The organism is Enterococcus sp. B2E4, from assembly GCF_030499455.1.
Classification (GTDB): Bacteria; Bacillota; Bacilli; order Lactobacillales; family Enterococcaceae; genus Enterococcus_D; species Enterococcus_D casseliflavus.
The window spans coordinates 71,537-90,896 of record NZ_JAUKPK010000021.1; the positions used below are offsets into that span (position 1 = coordinate 71,537).

The window sequence follows — 19,360 nt, forward strand, 5'->3', positions numbered from 1 at the left end:
TGCATCTAAAAACCAAACATGGTAAGATAGTCATGTTGTAAAATCGACAAATCAACTCTGGTGAAGCAAATGAGCCAGGGCAAAGGAGAGAAGAAGAAATGAAACAAGATATCCATCCAGATTATCATCCAGTTGTATTCATGGACTCAACTACTGGTTTCAAATTCTTATCAGGTTCTACAAAGAATTCTCAAGAAACTGTTGAGTGGGAAGACGGCAACACGTATCCATTGATCCGTGTCGAAGTAACTTCTGATTCACATCCATTCTACACTGGACGTCAAAAATTCACACAAGCAGACGGACGTGTGGACCGTTTCAACAAAAAATACGGTCTCAAAGACACAAACGCTGCAGAATAAGACAAATAACTGCAAATGTTGTTTCGGCAACATTTCTGAGGTTTCCCTTCTACGAGGGAAACCTTTTTTTATTTTTATAGGTAATAGACACGCAACTGCTAAAGCGAAAGAAACCATTCAGAATCTGTTACAAGTAAAGTAAGAGGACTCAATAGATCAGTAAGACAAGAATGTGGAAATTAGCACTATAACGAATCCTATCTAAAAATTTTCTTAAATGAAGCAGTGATCAAGAGTGATTTGATTTAACCTTCGATTGTTATTGAATATTCAAGCTTCAATTGACTTTTAGCTTAAATAAAATTATCATTAAATTAATAATATCCTTATATAAGTTTCTTATTTTGACTTATTTTATCAAATTAAAACGTTTTTTTGAGAAAAGTAGATTTTTCCTCTCCTTAAGAACCAGTTTTTATTCTACATAATTAAAGACCACTTACTAGCTAAGCTTTAACTAATCACATCCAAAACAATCAAGAAAGGAAGAGACATGTTTTCATTTAAGAAAAAGAAGGAAGTTATTAATTTACCAGAACTAAGCAACTTTAATGAACGTACATACCCGAAAAAATTGAAAAAGATTGTGGCTCAATTAGAAACCTGTAAATCGGAGGATTTGAATTATATTGCTGAATGTATTTTACAAAAGATGGGATATACCGTCCAAAACATCGATGGTTACAAAGATGGTGGTATTGATGTGTATGCTTTTTCTAATAATAAAAAGGCAATAGCGGTCCAATGTAAAGCTTGGAATCCGCAAAAGACAACGGAGCGGATCAGTAAGCCACTCGTTGCCGCATTTAAAGGGATTTTTCCAGACAAAGGGTTTCCCAATGGGCTTTTTATCACAACACATTTTTTTACAGATCAAGCATTAGAAATAGCCGGTGATAATCTACTGTTGGTTGACAGAAAAAAGCTGATTGAGCTGCTTGCGCATTTTTATCCAGAAATGATCAGTGAGTTATTTTATTATAAAACCTTGACTGAATTAGAAGAATGCAAGAGTTGTAAAAATGGGAAGAAGTTGAAACTTTATAATAAGAAGAAACGCAACTATTACTATATCTGCGAAACATGTGGAGAGTATAGTTCGTTTAATTATTCATCATGAGAAAAGAACAAGAAAAAAGCGTAATGAATGAACGGATATCCGTTATTCATTACGCTTTTTTCGCGACTTATGTCAAAGTCATTTTTTTCTCAAATTAATTTTAACAAACGTGTCCTATACGTCGGGTGTAATGACTAAAACAGCCCCGGTTGTTTCGGTAGGTTCGTAGCCAGCTTCCCGTGTTTTTGACGACTTAAAGTGTATTTGAATAGAAGAAAACGTAAGAAATGGCAATCAAGCAAACCAACAATAAACCAGAGAGTGACAGAAAAAGCAGCATGATTCGTTTCTTCTTCAATCCAAGTACAAGTATCACTACATTCAATAGAAAGAAAACAAGTAAAATCGCTAAATATTCCATAACTGGTCCTCTTTTACGTTTTTATTTATCTTACCAGAGATTGGCGGCTTTTCCTAGCCAGTTTTTGTCTTTATAACAATAATTATTTACTGCATAAGATATGTGTAGTTATGCAATCAAAAAAGCGAATAAGCAATTTCACAACTATTAGAAAGTAAAAAAAGAGCATCACCCATAAAGTGACGCTCTTTTCCCACAAGATGTTTAATAAGGGGGAGGCTTACGAACCCGTAGAAATATAGTTCTTCAAACCTACTCGCCAAAAGAAGAAGGCGGGAAAGGCAAAGAGTAGACAAACCAAGGGTGATAAGATCCACCAAGGATTAGTTACGCGACCAATGACATACAGAAACGGATAATACTGAAACCAAGCCATCGGCACGACGTAGGTCAATAAACGCAAGACGTGTTTTCCGTAGATACTGAAGGGGTAGCGGCCGAATTCGCGGGCACCATCGGTAAAAATATTCATAAATTCAAGTCCTTGGATCGTAAAGAAGGAAATGGCGGCATACACTAAGAACAATAGGGCGAAAAAGAGGGCGCCACAGACGATCATCAGAAAAAGAGTCAGGACATTTCCAAAATGCCAAGCAATTCCACTATTAGGAATCGCATAAGCAAACAACAGCAAGGCTTGAATAAAACGGCCAAGACGCGAGAATTCCATTTTGGAAGCTAAGACTTGAAAAATCAAGGAGCGAGGGCGCACGAGTGCCCGATCGAACTCGCCATTACTGATCATTTGCGGAAAAAGATCGAACCCGCGAAAGAAGCATTCCGCAATCGAAAAGGCAAACAAAACCGTCGCAAAGGAAAGTAGGACTTCCTCAAAGGTGAAGCCATCCACTTGATGAAACCGGGTAAACATAAACCAAATGCCTAAAAAAGCAGTAAAGGAGCCTAGAAATTGTCCTAAAGCGGTTAACACAAAGGAAACTTTATACTGCATCTGACTTTTGAGATGAATACAAAAATAATGCCAATAAACCATATTCCTTAACCTCCTTGCACAACGACGCGTTTGAGCGCCTGCTGCAGCCAAATTTTTCCGATCACGATCAAAAGTACGAGCCAAAAGGCTTGTAAGAGCAATGCTGAAACCAGCGCAAAGCCAGTCAGATCCCCGTTGTAAATTCGCAGCGGGACGTTTTGCATGGAAGCAAAAGGCAGTAGTTCCACGAATTGGCGAAAAGGCTGCGGAAAGAAAGGCAGAGGAATGACCCCACCAGCTAAAAATTCACCGATGGAGCTGATGACGATCCGAACCCCGATGGAGGATAATGTATAAAAAGTCGAGATGTAGACCAGCTGCGACATAGCGATCACTACACCTAAACTCAGCGCCATAGACAAAAGAAACAAGAACAGGGCAACGATGTTTGCTGGTAGAATTAAACGATAAGGTGCTGGCAGTAAAAAGGCAATCACAAAAATCGGTCCGCAACGCAAGACGGCTTTTGCTAAGCGATTGGCAGCCGATTGGCAAAACCAGCGATTGTATAGATCCATCGGCCGCACAAGTTCATAGGCAATCGACCCTGTGGTGATGGTATTGAAAATTTCTGCCTCAAAGAACCACAACATAAATAAAGACAAGAAGGCTTGCTGGAGCCAAACATAGGAGACGGTTTGTTGAAAGGTCATGGGAAAGGCACTAGGATCTGCTTGGTAAAAGGCGTGGAATGCCAGAATTTCCATCAAGCCCCAAGCTAGTTGTGTAGCCATCCCGGCAATTGCCGCCGAGCGGTATTGCAAGGTATTGATAAAGCGGATGCGGAAAAATGCCTGATACTTCCTCATATTTGATACTCCTGATACAGCTTGGCGACCATTTCTTCGGCGGTGATACTGGCAACGGCCAAATCAGTGATCTCGACTTGATTGCTGAGCAGACTGAGCAGCTGAGCGACCGACACTTCTTTGGGATCAAGCTTCAGAACAAGGCGACCGACGTCTTTTTGAAGAAGTTGGACATTTTCTGGCAGATGGGGCTCATTCCCTTGATAGTCGACCTCCAGCGTTTTGACATCAGAAAAACGGTGCTTTAGTTCATCGAGGCGACCATCTAGCAAAATTTGCCCTTTGCCGATCAACAGAATTCGTTGTGTCAGCGCCTCGATATCTTGCATATCGTGGGTCGTCAGGATGACTGTGGTACCTTTTTCTTGGTTTCTTTTTTTGATGAACTGACGCACGGCGATTTTTGACACAGCATCTAAACCGATGGTGGGTTCATCAAGAAATAAGATTTTGGGGTCATGGAGTAAGGAGGCTGCGATCTCACAGCGCATACGCTGACCGAGACTTAAGGAACGAGCAGGGGTTTTTAAGATCTCACCTAAATCTAGTAAGGTGACTAATTCTTCTAGGTTGCGTTGATAACTAGCAGCGTCGACTTTGTAGATATCACGAATCAAATCAAAGCTGTCATTGACGGGGACATCCCACCAGAGTTGACTGCGTTGCCCGAAGACGACGCCGATGTCTTTGACATGTTGGATACGTTCTTGCCAAGGCGTACGACCATTGATGTGACAAACGCCTTGATCAGGGGTCAAAATCCCGCACATGATTTTGATGGTGGTACTTTTTCCAGCACCATTAGGCCCGATGTAGCCAACCATTTCGCCTTCATTGATGGTAAAGCTGATGTTTTGCAACGCATGGACGGTGGTGGTTTCACGAGAAAGAAAGGCTTTGGCTGCTTGGCGAAAGCCACTTTTTCGCTTGGATACTTGGAAGGTCTTGCTGAGGTGTTCTACTTGGATCATTTGGATTCACTCACTTTCTTTTGACAAACGCGACAAAAAGAGCATTCGAAATCGAATACTCGCAACGAGTTGGTCCAAACGAACATGGTTGGGGCAGCGGTTCGTCAGCCAAACAAAAGTAGGAACAGTGTAGCATAAGAGAGCGCTTTTTTCAAACATTACTTATATTTTTTTTGAAAAGAATGGAAATGAAAAAGCGTGGTTTATTCGATAAAATGAGCAAAATAACTATTTTTATTTTTTATTAGTTGTAAATAATGAGGAAACTAAGTATCATTATAAGCAGCCGATAGTGGCTAAGCATTTTCTGGAAACATGGGGAACCAAATGATGGGCTGTGTCATGATCTGTCGTAACCCGATCCTGAAAAATGCAATGAGCAAACAATGGAGGAGAGCATGAAAGCAGTAAAGAATGTCTTTATTTTGATTGGCTTATTCTTACTTAGTCAAGTAGGGATGACCGCATTTAGCGTGGTAAAAATCTATTATTTGGAAGCAGGAGAACCGACGATTCCTGCGATGATCAGCTATGGGTTGATTGCCTTGCTTTTGGCCAACATTGGTCTACTGATGTTTTTGGCTAAAAAGTTAGAACTTGCCACCTTTGACTTTGGCTGGTCAACGAAGAAAAATTGGCTATGGATCGTCGGAGGGTTTGTTTTAGGTCGAGTCGTTGCAGTTGGCGGAACGCTCTATCTGCAGCATATATCCGATCAAGAGGCGACCGCCAATGATGCATTGTTAGGGGAACTGTTTACAGGCGAAAATCCGCTTTTGATCTTTTTATTGATCGCTGTTGCTGCGCCAATTATGGAAGAGATCGTTTTTCGTGGTGGGTTTATTGGCCTTTTATTCGAGAAATACCCAATAGTCGGGATCATTTCAAGTGTAGCGGTTTTTAGTATCATCCATTCCGTCACCAATCTGGTCGAGTTTTTGATTTATGGTGCTATGGGACTGATCATGGCGTTGATTTATGTAAAAACTAAGCGTCTAGAAACAGCCATCGCCATGCATTTTCTCAACAACGCCTTGGCGGCGATCGCAATGATCTTGCTAGGATAAGAAAGTCAGCAAAAAACCACCAAATCAAAACGATTCGGTGGTTTTTGTTTACTCTGGCAGCTGTCCTTGTTCAAAGGGCAATTGCGCCAGTTCTTCTGCAGTAAAGAGGAGGTCGCCTTCATCTTCGATAGAAAATGCGACACCAGCTGCAGATTTTTGATAGACGCGCGCTTTATTCATATTACGAAGATAAAGATCCTTGCCTGCATTTAATTCTGGTGCAGCTAAATTGTCTTCGCGATTGCTGCGAATGACGATTTTGCTTGTTTGCGCGCCAAAATGAAAACCGCGATGACCCAAAGCCGTTAATTGGCTGGCATTTTCGCTGCTGTATTCTTTATAACCCGACAGACGAACCGTTTTTACCAGCGGCCGATCGATCGTATAAGTGATCAAGTATTCCGTATCTTCAGGCAGTTGAATCACTTGTCCGGTTGCCTCATTCGTTATCTCAGTGGCAGGCAAGCGATACTTTTTTATAGAAGTGATCGTTAGGTCTTCTTTTGTAAAAAAGACTGGATCGATCCAAAATGCTGCCAACAAAATCGTACTTAAGCTAATACTGAGAATAGTCAAAATGGCGATCAATACGAGGCCAATTCGTTTGCGGTGGGTGGTCAGATTAAGTTCTTGGACCATCTGCTGATCTTCTTTTAATAAATAGTCCAAGGTCAATTCAAAATAGCTGCTCAGCTTGACTACTTGGTCTAGATCAGGATAGCTCTTGCCGTTTTCCCATTTTGAAATCAGTTGCCGAGTGACAAAAAATTCCTGCGCCAATTGTTCTTGTGTGAGGTTTCGTTTGGTGCGTTCTTCTTTGATAATTTTCCCAATATCCATGTGTCTGTTTTGCCTCCATCATTCTTCTTATATTATAGCAAACTCTTTTCTATGCGAACGAGGATCTATGAAATTAGCGATGCAACAAAGGGTAACATCTTTATTTATCAATGTTTCTACTTGTTGCGCTGCCTTTCTATCTTGGAAGCTTTCCGTGCTGGTCACAAAAAGAAAGGACCAGTAGAGTGAAGTATGTTTGATCAAATTTGACGGAGAAAGGAGAAACGATCGAATGAAGACAAAACAACCTATGGTTCCAATTGGCTACATCCAATTCATCGCTTCCTTATTGGTGATTCTCGTTCATTGTGGCCGACTGGCAGAAAACAACGGGCTTCATTTTTTGTTAAAGAGTCTCTTATGTCGTTTGGCGGTTCCTTTTTTTCTGCTGCTGAATGGCTATTTTTTTCAAAAGAGTACCTGTTCATGGCAGCAATGGTGCAAACGACAACTCAAGCTTTATTTGCGTTGGTCGATCGTGTATCTTCCCTTAGGCTGGTTTTACTTAGGGCAGCAAAATCTTGCTGATTCATTACGGGTCATCGGTTTGGCTACTGGCTTTTTTACAGTAGGGGTCTGGTACCATCTTTGGTATTTTCCAGCGTTGATCTTTGGCATGTGGTTAGTACGAAAAACTCGCTTTCTTGGCTATCGGCGGCAGTTTTTACTGGCGATCAGTTTGTATGTGATTGGCTGTCTTGAAACGTACAGCAGTTATTTAAGTGGACCTTTATTGGTATGCTATCAAAGCTATCGGACACTATTTTTTACAACGAGAAACGGACTCTTTTATGGGTTTTTATTTTTACTGTGTGGGGTTTGTTTAAGAGAACACCAAAAACACCCTTTTTTTACGAAGCATCTTGGTAGAAAACTCGCGGTCTCTCTTTGCTTATTAGGCATTGAAGGTCGACTGGTGTATCTCAATCAGGGGGACGATAAGAATTTCATGCTGTTTTTTGTGCCGACGACTCTTTTTTTCCTTGCTTGGCTGATCAAGCAGCAACCCCCAAAGCGGACTTGGCAAGCAAAACAAGTAGCTGAGGCTAGTCGATTGATCTTTCTGAGTCACCCGCTGTTTCTAGAAACAGGGAAGGTCTTTTTTTCACTCGCAGGGTTTCCGTTGTTCTTTTATACGATAGCTTTAACGGGAGCCTTTCTTGGTTTGAGGAAAGTGGGCAGCCGTTTGAAATCCTATACTGTTGGTTTTGCAAAAAAAACAGTTGATGAAAAGAAAAGCGTCTAAAGTATTGCTGTACCAAGGATAATACCAAATTACGCCTTTTTTAAATAGCACCAGAGTTCTAAATTTTTCTTCATTTCAGACCCTAGACGTAGGCTTTGCAAGAAAATCTATAGTACAATTACAGCAGTAAGAGGGAAAAAATCCCTGAAAAAGAGATCAACACTTGGAGGATATAGTGATGAAAAAACAGACTCGAAAACCAGCGATGATTTTAGCGACTCTCTTGGTATCTAGCCAAGTTTTATTAGCAGCACCACAAGTTTTTGCTGACGAAACCAATTCAACGACCAGCAGTTCCACTGCAGCAAGCAGTTCTACCGCAACGACAGCCACTACCGACAGTCAAACAAGTACTTCTGACAGCAGTTCAGATCGTTTGCAAGTCAATGCCGTGGCGATCGGAAATGCCTTGACGAAAGCACAAGAAGACTACACACTGGAGCGCTTAGGCATCCAAGGCGAAACACCGATTTATACGACAAACGGTAATGACTTGATGAAATACATTCCCGATGGCGGCTTTACTGCAGATTGGGCGGTCTATAGCTCGGTCAGAATGCAGACTTTAGAAAGCGGGGCAGGAATCACTGTCGATATCGCGACACCAGATAACATTACCCGCATCACTGCAGCCCAGTACCAAAATGCAGCGCTGACGGCAGGGATCACTGATGCGAAGCTAACGGTCGCTTCTGCCGTACCGATCGACGGTTCCGGAGCTTTAGCTGGGGTATACAAAATCGTTGAAGAATCAGGCGGTGTCATCAATCAGAATCGAGTAGCTGTAGCCCAAGATGAAATGGATGTGCTGTCTACGATCACCGAAGAGAATAAAGACAAAGAAGGCTATTCCGATGAAGCTTTGAATGCAGCGCAAGAACAAGCGAAAACCGATTTGGCTGCTCAAACCGCAGATGGTACGGAATTAACCCAAGCCGATATTCAAGAGACAGTAGAAAAAGCCTTGAAAGACAACGGACTGGAAGGAATCGTTACGGAAAATCAAATTTCTGAATTGACCTCTTTGATGAGCGACATGCGAGACAACAATATCTTCGATGACTTCATCAAAGAATTGGATCTGTCAGAAGCCCGCAAGCAAATCGAAGAAACCTCTAAGGGACTTTGGGAAAATATCAAGAGCTTCTTTAGCGGCATCTGGTCTTCGATCACCGGTGTCTTCGGCAATGACTCAAATGAGTCTAACAATAGCAGCGAATCAACCGTTGATTCTGGGCAATAAGCATTTTACAAAATAACACATTTCGCTGGTATTAAGAAAAAAGAGAAGCGGAGCATCAGACGATAGCGCACGTCTGAGTGCTAACGATGTCCTCTGCTTTCTTTGCTAAAACAGGAGCAGTCTTTATTAAAAAAAGAAGGAGGGCAATCAGATGAATTTTTTAGGCAACGTGATTTGGTTTGTCTTTGGCGGCTTGATCGGTGCGATCTCATGGTTTTTGGCTGGGTGTTTATGGTGTATCACCATCATCGGCATTCCCATTGGTCTGCAATGTTTTAAGTTTGCGACGTTGTCACTCGCACCATTTGGGAAAGACATCGTTTACCGTGGCGGTGGCGTGTCCTTGATTCTAAATATTTTATGGTTGATTTTTTCTGGTATACCACTGGCTTTAGGCCATTTAGCTAGCGCAGTCATTCTAGTCATCACGATCATCGGCATTCCATTTGCGGCGCAATCATTGAAAATGGCGCGCTTAGCGTTGATGCCCTTTGGAGCAGAGATTGTGTCTAGTCGTTATTGATTTACCTAAAAAAAGATAGTCTTAAAAAACCACATTACAGAGCGGATAGCTTTGTGATGTGGTTTTTTTGCGAGAGTAAGGGACAAGATTTTTGGCAGACTCAGCGCATTTGAGATTCAGAACTGAAAAAGTTGATAAGAAACCAAAGAAGAGTACAGAAAAAAGCACAAGTTTTTTTGCATATCAACTGTGATTCACAAAAGAATTAGCGAAACGCAGAAAAATCTAAGTTTTTTCTTCCCTTCTCAGGGTTCTTTGATTTTTGAAATGGAGCGCCGAATTTTGGCAATCGATTGTTGTGCTTTGTCTCGATTAATAAACATTAAGATGACATAGAGGGAATCCATGATGCTCAGTTGAGCGATTCTGGATGCCAATGCCTCTGAGCGAAACTCAGTTTCTTCGGAAATAGAGATGAAAACCACGTCGCCGAGTTTGGCTAAAGGGGAAGCAGCATGGCTAGTAATGACGATAATTTTGGCACCATTGTTTTTGGCAACTTGAGCTAGTTCAATGGTTTCTCTTGATTTTCCAGTATGAGAGATAAAAATGCCGCAATCATCTGGCGTCAACAATGAAGCCTCCATCAGTTGGATGTGATAATCACTGCTGTGAAAAACAGTGATCGGCGAGCGCAAAAATTTGTGATAGGCATCGGTTGCCACGATCTCTGAACCACCAACGCCGAAGAAAAAAAGTCGTTTAGATTGATTGATCATTGCAGCAGCAAGCTTTAAATCTTCTTCTTTCAAAAGATTTTTGGTATCAGTCAATGTGGTCATATTGGAATCAAATACTTTTTGAGCCATAGTCAATTCATTATCAGACTTCTGGATATTTTCATGGATCGAAATGGCAGAAAAATCATTTTCCTGCATCAGCATTGCCATTTTGAAGTCTTTAAATCCGTTGTAACCGAGTTTTTTTGTGAATTGAAAAAAGGTCGAATCAGCGATGCCTAATTCATTGGATAAATCACTGATTGAACTGTGGCTGACTTTACTAGGATTTTCCAAAATGTAGTCGGCAATCGCTTGTTCTTTGAGACTTAAGTCTTTATAAAGCGTTTTTATTTGCAGGCGAATCGAAACAGTCAAAGACGGTTACCTCCTTTATATGAACATTATTATCTTTGTATTGTTACGTTACCTCTTTTAAAGAAAAAAAGCAAATAAAAATTATTTTTATTTTTTATGTTTACAAAAAAATATTTTTTTGTATAATGAAAGTATGAAATGGAGGCGCTGTCATGGAGATAGGAATTATCGGACTTGGAAAAATGGGATTGAACTTGGCCCTCAATTTAAAAGATCAAGGTTATCAAGTAAAAGGGCTGGATCTTTCGATACATGCGCAGAAAACAGCGCAAGAAGCTGGAATTACACTCTATCAAACGCTAGCTGATTTGACGAATTCTTTTAGCGGCCGACGGGTTTTATGGTTGATGCTTCCTGCGGGAACTGTGACTGAGGGGATTCTTGAAGAACTATGGCCCCTTGTATCAGCGAAAGACATCGTGATTGAAGGCGGAAATTCTAATTACAAAGATTCGATTCGCCGAGCAGCCTGGTTTAAAGAAAAAGAGGTGCATTACTTTGATTGTGGGACTTCTGGTGGGGTTTCCGGAGCTAGAAAAGATGCATGTTTGATGATTGGCGGGAATGAAATCGCTTTTTCAGAGGTGGAATCTTTGTTTGCAGATGTGGCTGTTTTAGGAGGCTACCTTTATGCAGGGGAATCAGGAAGCGGTCATTTTCTAAAGATGGTCCACAACGGTATCGAATACGGAATGATGCAAGCCATCGGTGAAGGCTTTCAATTGATTGAACAAAGTGCCTATGACTTTGATTTGGCTTCCGTCGCAGAGGTATGGAATCATGGATCGGTTATTCGCAGCTGGCTGATGGAAATCGCAGCGGCCCAATTTAATGAGAGCCCTAAGTTGGAGGAATATCGCGGGGTTGTTGCAGCTTCTGGTGAAGCTAGGTGGACAGTGGAAACGGCTTTGGAGATGAATGTTGCTGTACCGACGATCGCTATGAGTTTGTTTATGAGAAATTTGTCCCAAGAAGAAGACAGTTTCTCAGCAAAAGTCGTCTCTGCGCTAAGGAATGGTTTTGGTGGTCACGAGATTGTTGCAAAAGAGTAAGGAGGAAGAATATGGAACAGTTTAAGATCGCTATAGTGAATTCCAGCAGCTTTGGAAAAATCTTTCCGCAACATATCGAGCGGTTGAAAGCAATCGGAACTGTCAGTCATTTCACGTTCGATAGCGAAATCAATGGGAAAGAATTAGCAGAAAAGCTTAAGGGATACAACATCATTATAGCAAGTGTTACCCCATTTTTTACCAAAGAGTTTTTTGAGTACAAAGATGAATTGCTACTGATCACACGCCACGGGATCGGCTATAACAATATTGATTTAGAAGCAGCGAAGGACCACCAAACGATTGTTTCGATCATTCCAGCTTTGGTCGAGCGAGATGCAGTAGCAGAAAATAATGTGACCAATCTATTGGCGCTTCTGCGCTGTACAGTTGAATCGAATACAAAGGTCCGCGAAGATCAATGGGAAAAACGAGCGAACTTTGTCGGACGCGCATTATTTAACAAGACGGTAGGGGTGATCGGTGTCGGCAATACTGGAAGTTGTGTAGTAGAAATATTGAGAAATGGTTTCCGCTGCGAGGTTTTGGCATACGATCCATATAAGTCCGCTTTGCATATTCAAAGATATGGCGGAAAAAAAGTCGAGCTAGACGAGCTGCTAGCAAAATCAGATATTATTTGTCTATGTGCTAACTTGACGGAGGAAAATTATCATATGATTTCCTTTGAAGAAATTTCAAAAATGAAAGATCAAGTATATCTCTCCAATAGTGCCCGTGGCGCACTTTTGAATGAAGAGGCAATTGTAAGCGGATTAAAAAGTGGGAAAATCGCTGGTCTTGCCACCGATGTCTTAGAGGAAGAGCCTGGTCATAAAGATCATCCGTATTTAGCTTTTGAAAATGTAGTTATGACACCGCATACATCGGCTTATACTATGGAATGCTTAGAAGAGATGGGAAACAAATGTGTAACGGATATTGAACGAATCGTTAAGGGGCTGCTGCCAGACCGTGCTGTTCAAGCGGAAAGTCGGTTTTTGGCTGTATAAAGGAGAGTGAAACTCGTGCTAACGGATTTAAAAGTAAAGGTTGGACCGCAAGTTTATCGTTACCATGAAGGCGCGATCGACTATGTGCCGGAAGTATTAAAAGAGTACAAAGTAAAACGACTGCTGCTCGTACATGGAACGGTTTCATGGGAAAAAGCAAAACCAAAATTACTCTTTTTAGAAGATGCGCATTTGGAAATTTTTTATCATCGCTACACGGGAGAATGCAGCTATTATGGCGCTGGGCTGATTGCTGATCTTGTTGAAGAACTGGCGATCGATTTTATTCTGGGGGTTGGCGGCGGGAAGTTAGCCGACTTAGTGGGATATGCAGCACATGTAGTCAATCGACCCTTTGGACTGATCCCAACATTGGCCAGTAATTGTGCACCATGGACACCCTTGTCTGTCATGTATAAAGAGTCGGGAGAATCTGAAGGAAAGTCGGAACACTATTTAAGACAGGCTGCTTTTTTGATTACCGATCCGACGTTAGTGATCGATGCACCAGTCTCCTACTTCATCGCCGGTTTAGCAGATACGTTGGCAAAGTGGATTGAATCGGAAGCAATCTTAGCCCAACCACATTTGAAAAATGAGCCCTTCTTGCAAATGGCAGGCTATACAGCAAAATTATGCGAAACAGCTATTTTGACACAATCGAAACAAGCGATTGAAGATATGAAGCGGCAGGAAGTGACAGACGCCTTTTGTCACTTGTCGGAGATCGTTATTGCAGTTGCTGGAATGGTAGGCGGGCTAGGCGATAAATATGCCCGCAATGCAGCGGCGCATGCGATGCATGATGCCATCAGTAAATATCTGCCTGAAAGTCATCGTTTTCTTCACGGGGAAAAGGTTGCCTATGGGATGTTTTATCAATTAGCCCTTGAAGAAAAATGGACGGTCATCGATCAGTTGATCCCCTTTTATCAAGAATTGCACTTACCAATGAGTTTACATCAAATGGGTATTTTTCCTGAAGATGCACAAGTCATCGATCAGTTGGTGCAGTTCATAGATTCGAAAGAAAAAGTACACTTGATTCCAGTCTTAATCACCAAAGAACGCTTGAAAGAAGCTGTTCTTGATTTAGAAAACTATTTGAAAGAAGTTTAGGAGGAGGAAAAATGGATACATTAAGTGTTACACAAAGTTTACTGATTGCGCTATGGGTTGCAGCAGTCATGTCTCGTTGGCTCGGCGGAGGCGCCACACTGACTTTACGTTTTTCACCATTGATGACGGGATTAGTTGTCGGACTGGTGATGGGAAATGTGGCTCAAGCCATGATCGTTACTGCCGCTTTACAAATGATTTACATGGGGGTATTTTCTCCTGGCGGATCCATGCCGGCGGAACCTTCGATTGCTGCGGCGATTGCCGTACCGGTAGCTTTGCTAGGAAATCTGCAACCAGAAGCAGCGATTGCTGTTGCCGTTCCTGTTGGGTTGCTAGGGAGTTATTTGTATCAGTTCCGTTTCTTTATCAATACCTTCTTAGGAAAGTATACGGATAAAGCAGTAGAAGATCTTAATGCCAAGGCAATGACGCGTTCAATTATTTTATACCCAACGCTGGCTTCATTTATTTTATTTGTTCCGCTGGTATTTATTGCACTTTATTTAGGCGCTCCGCTGATTGCTGATGTCATCAATGCTCTTGAGGGGACAGTCGTTATTCATATTTTAGAAGTAGTCGGCGGAGGATTGGCAGCGATCGGGATTGCAACTACCGTCTATGTGATCGGTCGAAAAGATTATATGGTCTTTTTCTTCTTGGCCTATTTCATGAGTGTAGTTTTCAGTTCGCTGGAAATTACCATGGTCACCTATGCGATTTTTGGCATTTTGATCGCGTTGATTTTTGTTCAGTCACAAAAAGGAAAATTGGTCCCAGCCCCAGAAACGAATACAGCATCACCATCCTTTGATGATGACGATGACTATGATGATGGGTTCTAATCGATAAGGAGGAGCAGTAATGACCGAAACAATTCAAAAAGCGCAAGGCGCACCAGAAGAAATCACGAAGAAAGATGTCACAAAAGCATACCTAAGATGGCATTTCGCCAATGAGATCCCGCATTCATTTGAACGGTATTTATCACCCTCGCTTTTATACGCCATGATGCCGATTTTGCGCAAACTTTACAAAGACGATGAGGCACTGAAAGCTGCCTACAAACGCCAACTGCTGTTTTTCAATACCCAGCTGAGTTGGGGGGGCGGAGTCATCACTGGGCTGATGTCATCAATGGAACAACAGCGGGCCGAGGAAGAGCATGAGAAAAAAGAGATTTTGATGCAAGATGATCTAATGTACAACACGAAAGCTGGTTTGATGGGTGCTTTAGCAGGAATCGGAGATGCCATCGACTCAGGAACCGTTCAATATATCTTTATTGCGATTGCTGTTCCTTGGGCACAGCAAGGAAGTCCACTAGGTGCGTTGTTCCCATTCATTTGCTTTGCACTGTATCAAGTTTCTATAGGAATGTTTTTCGCCCGTCAAGCATTTTCGATGGGGCGCAATGCAACTGGTTTAATGCAGAGTACAGGCGTCCAAACCGCAATTGAAACACTGTCGGTTCTCGGTTTGTTTATGATGGGGGTTCTGGCTGGCAACTATGTCAAAGTCAGTTCTTCGCTGCAGTTTGATATTTCTGGACGAGAATTTATTATCCAAGATATCCTTGATCAGATTGTACCAGGGATTTTGCCGTTAGCAGTTGTAATGGGCGTCTACTGGTTCTATACAAAGAAAGGATTAAAAGTCACGCAAGCATTACTATGGCTGACCTTGATTCTGATTATTTTAGCCGGTGTCGGTATTTTATAAGAAAAGGAAGTGGAAAAAATGGGTGTAGTAAATTTAGCACGAGTAGATGAACGGTTGATCCATGGGCAGGTCATGATGACCTTGTCACAAAAAAGCGGAGTTAACTCGATTTTTGTAGTGGATGAGGTAGTAGCTAAGGATAAGTTCATGCGGGAATTATACAAAAATGCCGGTAGCCGCACAGGGCAAAAAACGATCGTCGTTACACCAGAAAAAGCCAAATTTTACTGGGATGAATACAACTTCAAAGATTACAACTGTATTTTGATCGCTAAAACCGTCAGTGTGATGTACGACTTAGTCAAACACGGCGTGCCAATGAAAGAATTGAACATAGGCGGTATCGCCCAAAAAGATCCCGAGAAAGATCTCTTGGTAACAAAATCTGTTTATTTAAATCAAGCTGATGCGCAAAAACTCAAAGAAATGAACGAAGCGTACGGTGTGGAATCAATCTATTTTCAAGCAACACCTTCTGCACCGAAATCAACCCTTAAAGATGTGTTGAAGCAGTTCAATTTGTAATCATTGAGCGCGTTCGTCATCTGTTGAAGAGGAAGGCGGAGGATCTTATAAAAATAGAGTTCCTCCTTCCTTGTCAGTAATTTGTGAATAGGAGAATTCGCCATGAATCAAACAGAAACATTTCGTGATTGGCTTTTCCGTTATCGGTATGTCTACCGATCGCGTTCCACGGATAAAAGCAAACAAAGATTTTTGAAGGCACTCATCGCAGATATCATTCCGTTTCGCAAAGATCTTCAGGTGATCGAGTATGATCACACGAAAAAAAACGCCTCACGCAATTTGTATGTTGGCGATCTGACCAAAGCAAAACGGATCATCTGCACATATTATGATACACCGCCACAGCATTTTGGCGATTACCATTTTTTTGATCGGCAGGAGCAAGGGCGTAAAACAAATCAATTTATTCTGACTGCTTCAGCAGTGATGATTCTTTTTGGGTTGTTGGGTACCTGGCTTTATATCCACTTTGCATCAGGGAGATTTCCCTTGTTGTCATGGCAAACAGCGCTTTTTGCTTTAGGAGTCGGTATTTATTTTCTGCTATTAAATCGCGTAAGCCGCGGGGCAGGATTTGAGCAAAATCTGACCCGCAATACCTCCTCTATCTTAGCGCTGCTGTCACTGATCAGTCAAAACAGTCAAACAGCGACTGCTTTTGCGTTTCTTGATGAAGGAAGTTTTGGAGAACGCGGGTTGGAAGTGTTACGTGATTCAGTAGGGCCGAATGCGAAGATTTATTATTTAGATTCTATCGGCGCCGATGCTCCGATTCGAGCTATCGGCAAGCAATTCAATGAAGGGCAACTGCAGCAGCTGGCGATCGAACACAGTAGTGAAGCGATGGGCAGCATCAACTATCTATTTTGTGCAGAAAAGCAGCAGGATCAGACGTATGTGTTGCCTAGAAAACAATTAAAGCAAAAAGAGCTGAATAGTAGGAATATGCAAAAAGTCCTTGCGTTATTTGGTTAGGAAGCGAAAAAGGAGGAACAACATTTGTTAGGAATCGTATTGGCAACTCACGGACAGCTGAGTACTGGTTTTAAAGATGCTGCAGAGGTGATCATGGGCAGTGTCGAAAATATTGCGGTCGTTAATTTGAACCACGGAGAGGATATTCAACTTCTGGGAAACAAAATCCATGAAGCGATCCACGAAACGGATCAAGGGGACGGTGTAGTGGTGTTTGCTGATCTATTGAGTGCGAGTCCCTACAATCAGTCGGTTGTAACGATCAATCAATTAGAAGAACCTCTTCAGGAAAAGACGTATGTCATCGGCGGAGTGAATCTGCCGATGGTATTAGAAGCGATCAATCACCAATTTTTGGCAACACCGATTGAACAGGCGGTGGCAGCAGTGATCCAGCAAGGAGAAAATAGTGTAGCGCTTTGGCACAATTCTTCAGCAGGTGATAGTAGCGAAGAAACTGATGAGGACGATGATTTTTAAAAACGAAAGGATGACAGCAAATGCAATGGGGGTTTCGATGGTACGGGGAAGGGGATACGATCCCGTTAACGAATATTCGACAAATTCCAGGAATGCACGGCATTGTAGGAACACTTCTGAATAAAATGCCCGGAGATGTCTGGGAGATTTCCGAAATCAACGCACTAAAAGCATCAATTGAAAAAGAGCATCTTTCGCTATTAGGGATTGAGAGTGTGGCGATCCACGATGCGATCAAAGCTGGAACAGAGGAACGGGATCACTACATCGATCAATATATTCAAACGATTCGGAATTTAGCAGCTTGTGATGTACATATGATCTGCTATAGCTTCAAACCAATCTTCGGCTGGGCCAAAACAAATCTATTTTATCAAAACGAGGATGGCAGCTTCTCCTTGCTCTATGATCAAGCCGTTGTGGATGATATGGAACCTAGTGAGATGTATACGCTGATCCATAGCCAATCAAAAGGCTTTAAATTGCCAGGTTGGGAAGAAGAACGACTGAAAAAGTTCCAGCGTTTGATGGCAACTTATGAAGGGGTCACTCAAGAAATCCTCTTTGATAACTTAAGCTATTTCTTAAAGCGGATCATTCCTGTGTGTGAAGAAGTAGATGTGAAAATGGCGATCCATCCCGACGATCCACCTTGGGAGATTTTTGGCTTGCCACGAATCACCAAAAATTTAGAGGACTTAAAAAAAATCATGGCTATCGTGGATTCGCCTTATAATGGGGTGACGTTGTGCACCGGTTCGTTAGGTGCCGATCCAGAAAACGACATGGTGGAGATCGTTCATGCCTTAAAGGGACGCATCAACTTTGTTCATTTCCGCAATGTGTTGTTTATGGGGGAACGTAAATTTAAAGAATCCGCCCATCTGTCCACCGAAGGATCATTAGATATGTATGCCATCATGAAAGCCTTGGTTGAGGTCGGGTTTGATGGCGTCATCCGTCCAGATCACGGGCGGACGATCTGGGGGGAAGTGGCGATGCCAGGCTATGGTCTGTATGATCGCGCGATTGGGATCAGTTATCTTCAAGGGCTTCATGAAGCCGTCTTGAAAGAACAAATGCAATCGAAGGAAACGAAGGGAGGAAAGAGTGTATGACACTCGATGAACAATTGGCAAAAACAAGGGTATTGCCTCTTTACACTGCAACAGATCTTACCTATTTGCCAGTAGTAGAATCACTGTTGATCGAACATGAACTACCCTTTATTGAAGTGACCTTCCGCAGTGACCTTGCTTTAGCAGCGATTGAAAAACTCTCTCAATCAGGCAAATTGATCGTCGGCGCAGGCACGGTGCGCACCTTAGAACAAGCGAAAGCAGCAGTTGAGAAAGGGGCGCGCTTTATTGTTTCCCCTGCTCTTGTACCTGATGTGGTGGAATTTTGTCTTGCCGAAAACATTCCAGTGTTTCCAGGAACAGCTACCCCAAATGACATTCAACGAGCAGCGACTTATGGCTTATCAGTTGTGAAATTTTTCCCCGCGGATATCTACGGGGGCTTGCCGGCAATCAAAGCCCTCAGCGGTCCATTTTATGATATTCGATTTGTCCCAACTGGCGGAATCAACCTCGAAAATATGCAAGACTATTTATCTGATCCGCAGGTGCTAGCAGTTGGCGGCTCCTTCATTCTTTCAGAGTCATTAATAAAAGAAGGTCGGGAAAAGGCTGACAGCCATTTGGCGCATGTAAAATCATTGCTAAGTTGAGCAGTCAGCTGTAAATAAACAAGGTGAAGCAATGGGTGCCAAAGGATTTTGGTACCATTGCTTTTTTATTATTGACTTTAGTCAGTTTCGTTCGCGTAGCGTACGA

Annotated in this window: 22 protein-coding genes; 17 read left to right on the forward strand and 5 right to left on the reverse strand. The window is 42.2% G+C overall.

What is annotated here, in order from left to right:
- The first annotated feature begins 98 nt into the window (after positions 1 to 98).
- The 3 genes from Q1X33_RS14310 (at position 99) to Q1X33_RS14320 (ending at position 1,919) form a co-directional block, all read left to right on the forward strand.
- Positions 99 to 362 (forward strand): type B 50S ribosomal protein L31, encoded by a 264-nt coding sequence (locus tag Q1X33_RS14310; RefSeq protein ID WP_005233979.1) that lies wholly within the window; start codon positions 99 to 101, stop codon positions 360 to 362.
- A 493-nt stretch (positions 363 to 855) separates the two neighbouring features.
- Positions 856 to 1,482, forward strand: a complete 627-nt coding sequence (locus Q1X33_RS14315) for a restriction endonuclease (RefSeq protein WP_005228410.1) — start codon at positions 856 to 858, stop codon at positions 1,480 to 1,482.
- Between the two features lie 227 nt (positions 1,483 to 1,709).
- Positions 1,710 to 1,919, forward strand: a complete 210-nt coding sequence (locus tag Q1X33_RS14320) for a hypothetical protein (RefSeq protein ID WP_162098384.1) — start codon at positions 1,710 to 1,712, stop codon at positions 1,917 to 1,919.
- A 144-nt stretch (positions 1,920 to 2,063) separates the two neighbouring features.
- Here the strand turns inward: Q1X33_RS14320 and Q1X33_RS14325 are convergent, their stop codons facing one another.
- The 3 genes from Q1X33_RS14325 to Q1X33_RS14335 are packed head-to-tail and all read right to left on the reverse strand — an operon-like array spanning position 2,064 to position 4,617.
- Positions 2,064 to 2,837 (reverse strand): ABC transporter permease, encoded by a 774-nt coding sequence (locus Q1X33_RS14325; protein WP_005228413.1) that lies wholly within the window; start codon positions 2,835 to 2,837, stop codon positions 2,064 to 2,066.
- Positions 2,838 to 2,842: 5 nt separating this feature from the next.
- Positions 2,843 to 3,646, reverse strand: coding sequence for an ABC transporter permease (locus Q1X33_RS14330; protein ID WP_005228415.1), 804 nt, complete (start codon positions 3,644 to 3,646; stop codon positions 2,843 to 2,845).
- Positions 3,643 to 4,617 carry an ATP-binding cassette domain-containing protein gene (locus Q1X33_RS14335; RefSeq protein WP_005228416.1) on the reverse strand — a complete coding sequence of 325 codons (975 nt, stop codon included), beginning with the start codon at positions 4,615 to 4,617 and terminating at the stop codon, positions 3,643 to 3,645. The genes Q1X33_RS14330 and Q1X33_RS14335 overlap by 4 nt, the downstream gene beginning before the upstream one ends.
- Before the next feature lie 398 nt (positions 4,618 to 5,015).
- On the opposite strand from Q1X33_RS14335, the gene Q1X33_RS14340 reads away from it, so the two are divergent.
- The gene (locus tag Q1X33_RS14340) at positions 5,016 to 5,684 is read left to right on the forward strand and encodes a CPBP family intramembrane glutamic endopeptidase (RefSeq protein ID WP_005228418.1); all 669 of its coding nucleotides are present in this window, start codon (positions 5,016 to 5,018) and stop codon (positions 5,682 to 5,684) included.
- Between the two features lie 48 nt (positions 5,685 to 5,732).
- Here the strand turns inward: Q1X33_RS14340 and Q1X33_RS14345 are convergent, their stop codons facing one another.
- Positions 5,733 to 6,524, reverse strand: a complete 792-nt coding sequence (locus Q1X33_RS14345; RefSeq protein ID WP_005228419.1) for a helix-turn-helix domain-containing protein — start codon at positions 6,522 to 6,524, stop codon at positions 5,733 to 5,735.
- Positions 6,525 to 6,756: 232 nt separating this feature from the next.
- On the opposite strand from Q1X33_RS14345, the gene Q1X33_RS14350 reads away from it, so the two are divergent.
- The 3 genes from Q1X33_RS14350 (at position 6,757) to Q1X33_RS14360 (ending at position 9,536) form a co-directional block, all read left to right on the forward strand.
- Positions 6,757 to 7,770, forward strand: coding sequence for an acyltransferase (locus Q1X33_RS14350; RefSeq protein ID WP_301969734.1), 1,014 nt, complete (start codon positions 6,757 to 6,759; stop codon positions 7,768 to 7,770).
- A gap of 178 nt (positions 7,771 to 7,948) precedes the next feature.
- Positions 7,949 to 9,013, forward strand: coding sequence for a DUF1002 domain-containing protein (locus tag Q1X33_RS14355; protein WP_034869099.1), 1,065 nt, complete (start codon positions 7,949 to 7,951; stop codon positions 9,011 to 9,013).
- Between the two features lie 151 nt (positions 9,014 to 9,164).
- Positions 9,165 to 9,536, forward strand: a complete 372-nt coding sequence (locus Q1X33_RS14360; RefSeq protein ID WP_005228427.1) for a YccF domain-containing protein — start codon at positions 9,165 to 9,167, stop codon at positions 9,534 to 9,536.
- Positions 9,537 to 9,781: 245 nt separating this feature from the next.
- Here the strand turns inward: Q1X33_RS14360 and Q1X33_RS14365 are convergent, their stop codons facing one another.
- A complete protein-coding gene (locus tag Q1X33_RS14365) occupies positions 9,782 to 10,633 on the reverse strand; it encodes a MurR/RpiR family transcriptional regulator (protein ID WP_005228428.1) in 852 nt (283 codons plus the stop codon).
- A gap of 152 nt (positions 10,634 to 10,785) precedes the next feature.
- Between Q1X33_RS14365 and gnd the strand changes: the two genes are divergently transcribed.
- The 10 genes from gnd (at position 10,786) to Q1X33_RS14415 (ending at position 19,254) form a co-directional block, all read left to right on the forward strand.
- Positions 10,786 to 11,685: a phosphogluconate dehydrogenase (NAD(+)-dependent, decarboxylating) gene (gene gnd / locus Q1X33_RS14370; RefSeq protein WP_005228429.1), complete on the forward strand. Its 900-nt coding sequence runs from the start codon at positions 10,786 to 10,788 to the stop codon at positions 11,683 to 11,685.
- A gap of 11 nt (positions 11,686 to 11,696) precedes the next feature.
- Positions 11,697 to 12,698: a D-isomer specific 2-hydroxyacid dehydrogenase family protein gene (locus tag Q1X33_RS14375; protein ID WP_005228430.1), complete on the forward strand. Its 1,002-nt coding sequence runs from the start codon at positions 11,697 to 11,699 to the stop codon at positions 12,696 to 12,698.
- Positions 12,699 to 12,713: 15 nt separating this feature from the next.
- On the forward strand, positions 12,714 to 13,817 hold the full coding sequence (locus Q1X33_RS14380) for an iron-containing alcohol dehydrogenase family protein (RefSeq protein ID WP_005228431.1): 1,104 nt from the start codon (positions 12,714 to 12,716) through the stop codon (positions 13,815 to 13,817).
- Between the two features lie 11 nt (positions 13,818 to 13,828).
- The gene (locus tag Q1X33_RS14385; protein WP_005228432.1) at positions 13,829 to 14,662 is read left to right on the forward strand and encodes a PTS sugar transporter subunit IIC; all 834 of its coding nucleotides are present in this window, start codon (positions 13,829 to 13,831) and stop codon (positions 14,660 to 14,662) included.
- 19 nt (positions 14,663 to 14,681) lie between these two features.
- Positions 14,682 to 15,539, forward strand: a complete 858-nt coding sequence (locus Q1X33_RS14390; RefSeq protein ID WP_005228433.1) for a PTS system mannose/fructose/sorbose family transporter subunit IID — start codon at positions 14,682 to 14,684, stop codon at positions 15,537 to 15,539.
- Between the two features lie 18 nt (positions 15,540 to 15,557).
- The gene (locus Q1X33_RS14395; protein ID WP_005228434.1) at positions 15,558 to 16,064 is read left to right on the forward strand and encodes a PTS sugar transporter subunit IIB; all 507 of its coding nucleotides are present in this window, start codon (positions 15,558 to 15,560) and stop codon (positions 16,062 to 16,064) included.
- 102 nt (positions 16,065 to 16,166) lie between these two features.
- Positions 16,167 to 17,042, forward strand: coding sequence for a hypothetical protein (locus tag Q1X33_RS14400; RefSeq protein WP_005228435.1), 876 nt, complete (start codon positions 16,167 to 16,169; stop codon positions 17,040 to 17,042).
- A 24-nt stretch (positions 17,043 to 17,066) separates the two neighbouring features.
- Complete coding sequence (locus Q1X33_RS14405) at positions 17,067 to 17,522, forward strand: PTS sugar transporter subunit IIA (protein ID WP_005228436.1); 456 nt, start codon at positions 17,067 to 17,069, stop codon at positions 17,520 to 17,522.
- Positions 17,523 to 17,542: 20 nt separating this feature from the next.
- Complete coding sequence (uxuA, locus tag Q1X33_RS14410; RefSeq protein WP_005228437.1) at positions 17,543 to 18,640, forward strand: mannonate dehydratase; 1,098 nt, start codon at positions 17,543 to 17,545, stop codon at positions 18,638 to 18,640.
- Positions 18,637 to 19,254, forward strand: a complete 618-nt coding sequence (locus Q1X33_RS14415; RefSeq protein ID WP_005228438.1) for a bifunctional 4-hydroxy-2-oxoglutarate aldolase/2-dehydro-3-deoxy-phosphogluconate aldolase — start codon at positions 18,637 to 18,639, stop codon at positions 19,252 to 19,254. The genes uxuA and Q1X33_RS14415 overlap by 4 nt, the downstream gene beginning before the upstream one ends.
- Positions 19,255 to 19,360 lie beyond the last annotated feature (106 nt).

Excerpts from the sequence above, each read along its gene's own strand:
- Q1X33_RS14315 (WP_005228410.1), top strand. The coding sequence starts at position 856 with ATGTTTTCATTTAAGAAAAAGAAGGAAGTTATTAATTTACCAGAACTA.
- Q1X33_RS14310 (WP_005233979.1), top strand. The coding sequence starts at position 99 with ATGAAACAAGATATCCATCCAGATTATCATCCAGTTGTATTCATGGAC.
- Q1X33_RS14385 (WP_005228432.1), top strand. The coding sequence starts at position 13,829 with ATGGATACATTAAGTGTTACACAAAGTTTACTGATTGCGCTATGGGTT.
- Q1X33_RS14330 (WP_005228415.1), bottom strand. The coding sequence starts at position 3,646 with ATGAGGAAGTATCAGGCATTTTTCCGCATCCGCTTTATCAATACCTTG.
- Q1X33_RS14325 (WP_005228413.1), bottom strand. The coding sequence starts at position 2,837 with ATGGTTTATTGGCATTATTTTTGTATTCATCTCAAAAGTCAGATGCAG.
- gnd (WP_005228429.1), top strand. The coding sequence starts at position 10,786 with ATGGAGATAGGAATTATCGGACTTGGAAAAATGGGATTGAACTTGGCC.
- Q1X33_RS14340 (WP_005228418.1), top strand. The coding sequence starts at position 5,016 with ATGAAAGCAGTAAAGAATGTCTTTATTTTGATTGGCTTATTCTTACTT.
- Q1X33_RS14395 (WP_005228434.1), top strand. The coding sequence starts at position 15,558 with ATGGGTGTAGTAAATTTAGCACGAGTAGATGAACGGTTGATCCATGGG.
- Q1X33_RS14375 (WP_005228430.1), top strand. The coding sequence starts at position 11,697 with ATGGAACAGTTTAAGATCGCTATAGTGAATTCCAGCAGCTTTGGAAAA.
- Q1X33_RS14400 (WP_005228435.1), top strand. The coding sequence starts at position 16,167 with ATGAATCAAACAGAAACATTTCGTGATTGGCTTTTCCGTTATCGGTAT.
- Q1X33_RS14345 (WP_005228419.1), bottom strand. The coding sequence starts at position 6,524 with ATGGATATTGGGAAAATTATCAAAGAAGAACGCACCAAACGAAACCTC.
- Q1X33_RS14355 (WP_034869099.1), top strand. The coding sequence starts at position 7,949 with ATGAAAAAACAGACTCGAAAACCAGCGATGATTTTAGCGACTCTCTTG.
- uxuA (WP_005228437.1), top strand. The coding sequence starts at position 17,543 with ATGCAATGGGGGTTTCGATGGTACGGGGAAGGGGATACGATCCCGTTA.
- Q1X33_RS14415 (WP_005228438.1), top strand. The coding sequence starts at position 18,637 with ATGACACTCGATGAACAATTGGCAAAAACAAGGGTATTGCCTCTTTAC.
- Q1X33_RS14350 (WP_301969734.1), top strand. The coding sequence starts at position 6,757 with ATGAAGACAAAACAACCTATGGTTCCAATTGGCTACATCCAATTCATC.
- Q1X33_RS14390 (WP_005228433.1), top strand. The coding sequence starts at position 14,682 with ATGACCGAAACAATTCAAAAAGCGCAAGGCGCACCAGAAGAAATCACG.
- Q1X33_RS14335 (WP_005228416.1), bottom strand. The coding sequence starts at position 4,617 with ATGATCCAAGTAGAACACCTCAGCAAGACCTTCCAAGTATCCAAGCGA.
- Q1X33_RS14360 (WP_005228427.1), top strand. The coding sequence starts at position 9,165 with ATGAATTTTTTAGGCAACGTGATTTGGTTTGTCTTTGGCGGCTTGATC.
- Q1X33_RS14320 (WP_162098384.1), top strand. The coding sequence starts at position 1,710 with ATGGCAATCAAGCAAACCAACAATAAACCAGAGAGTGACAGAAAAAGC.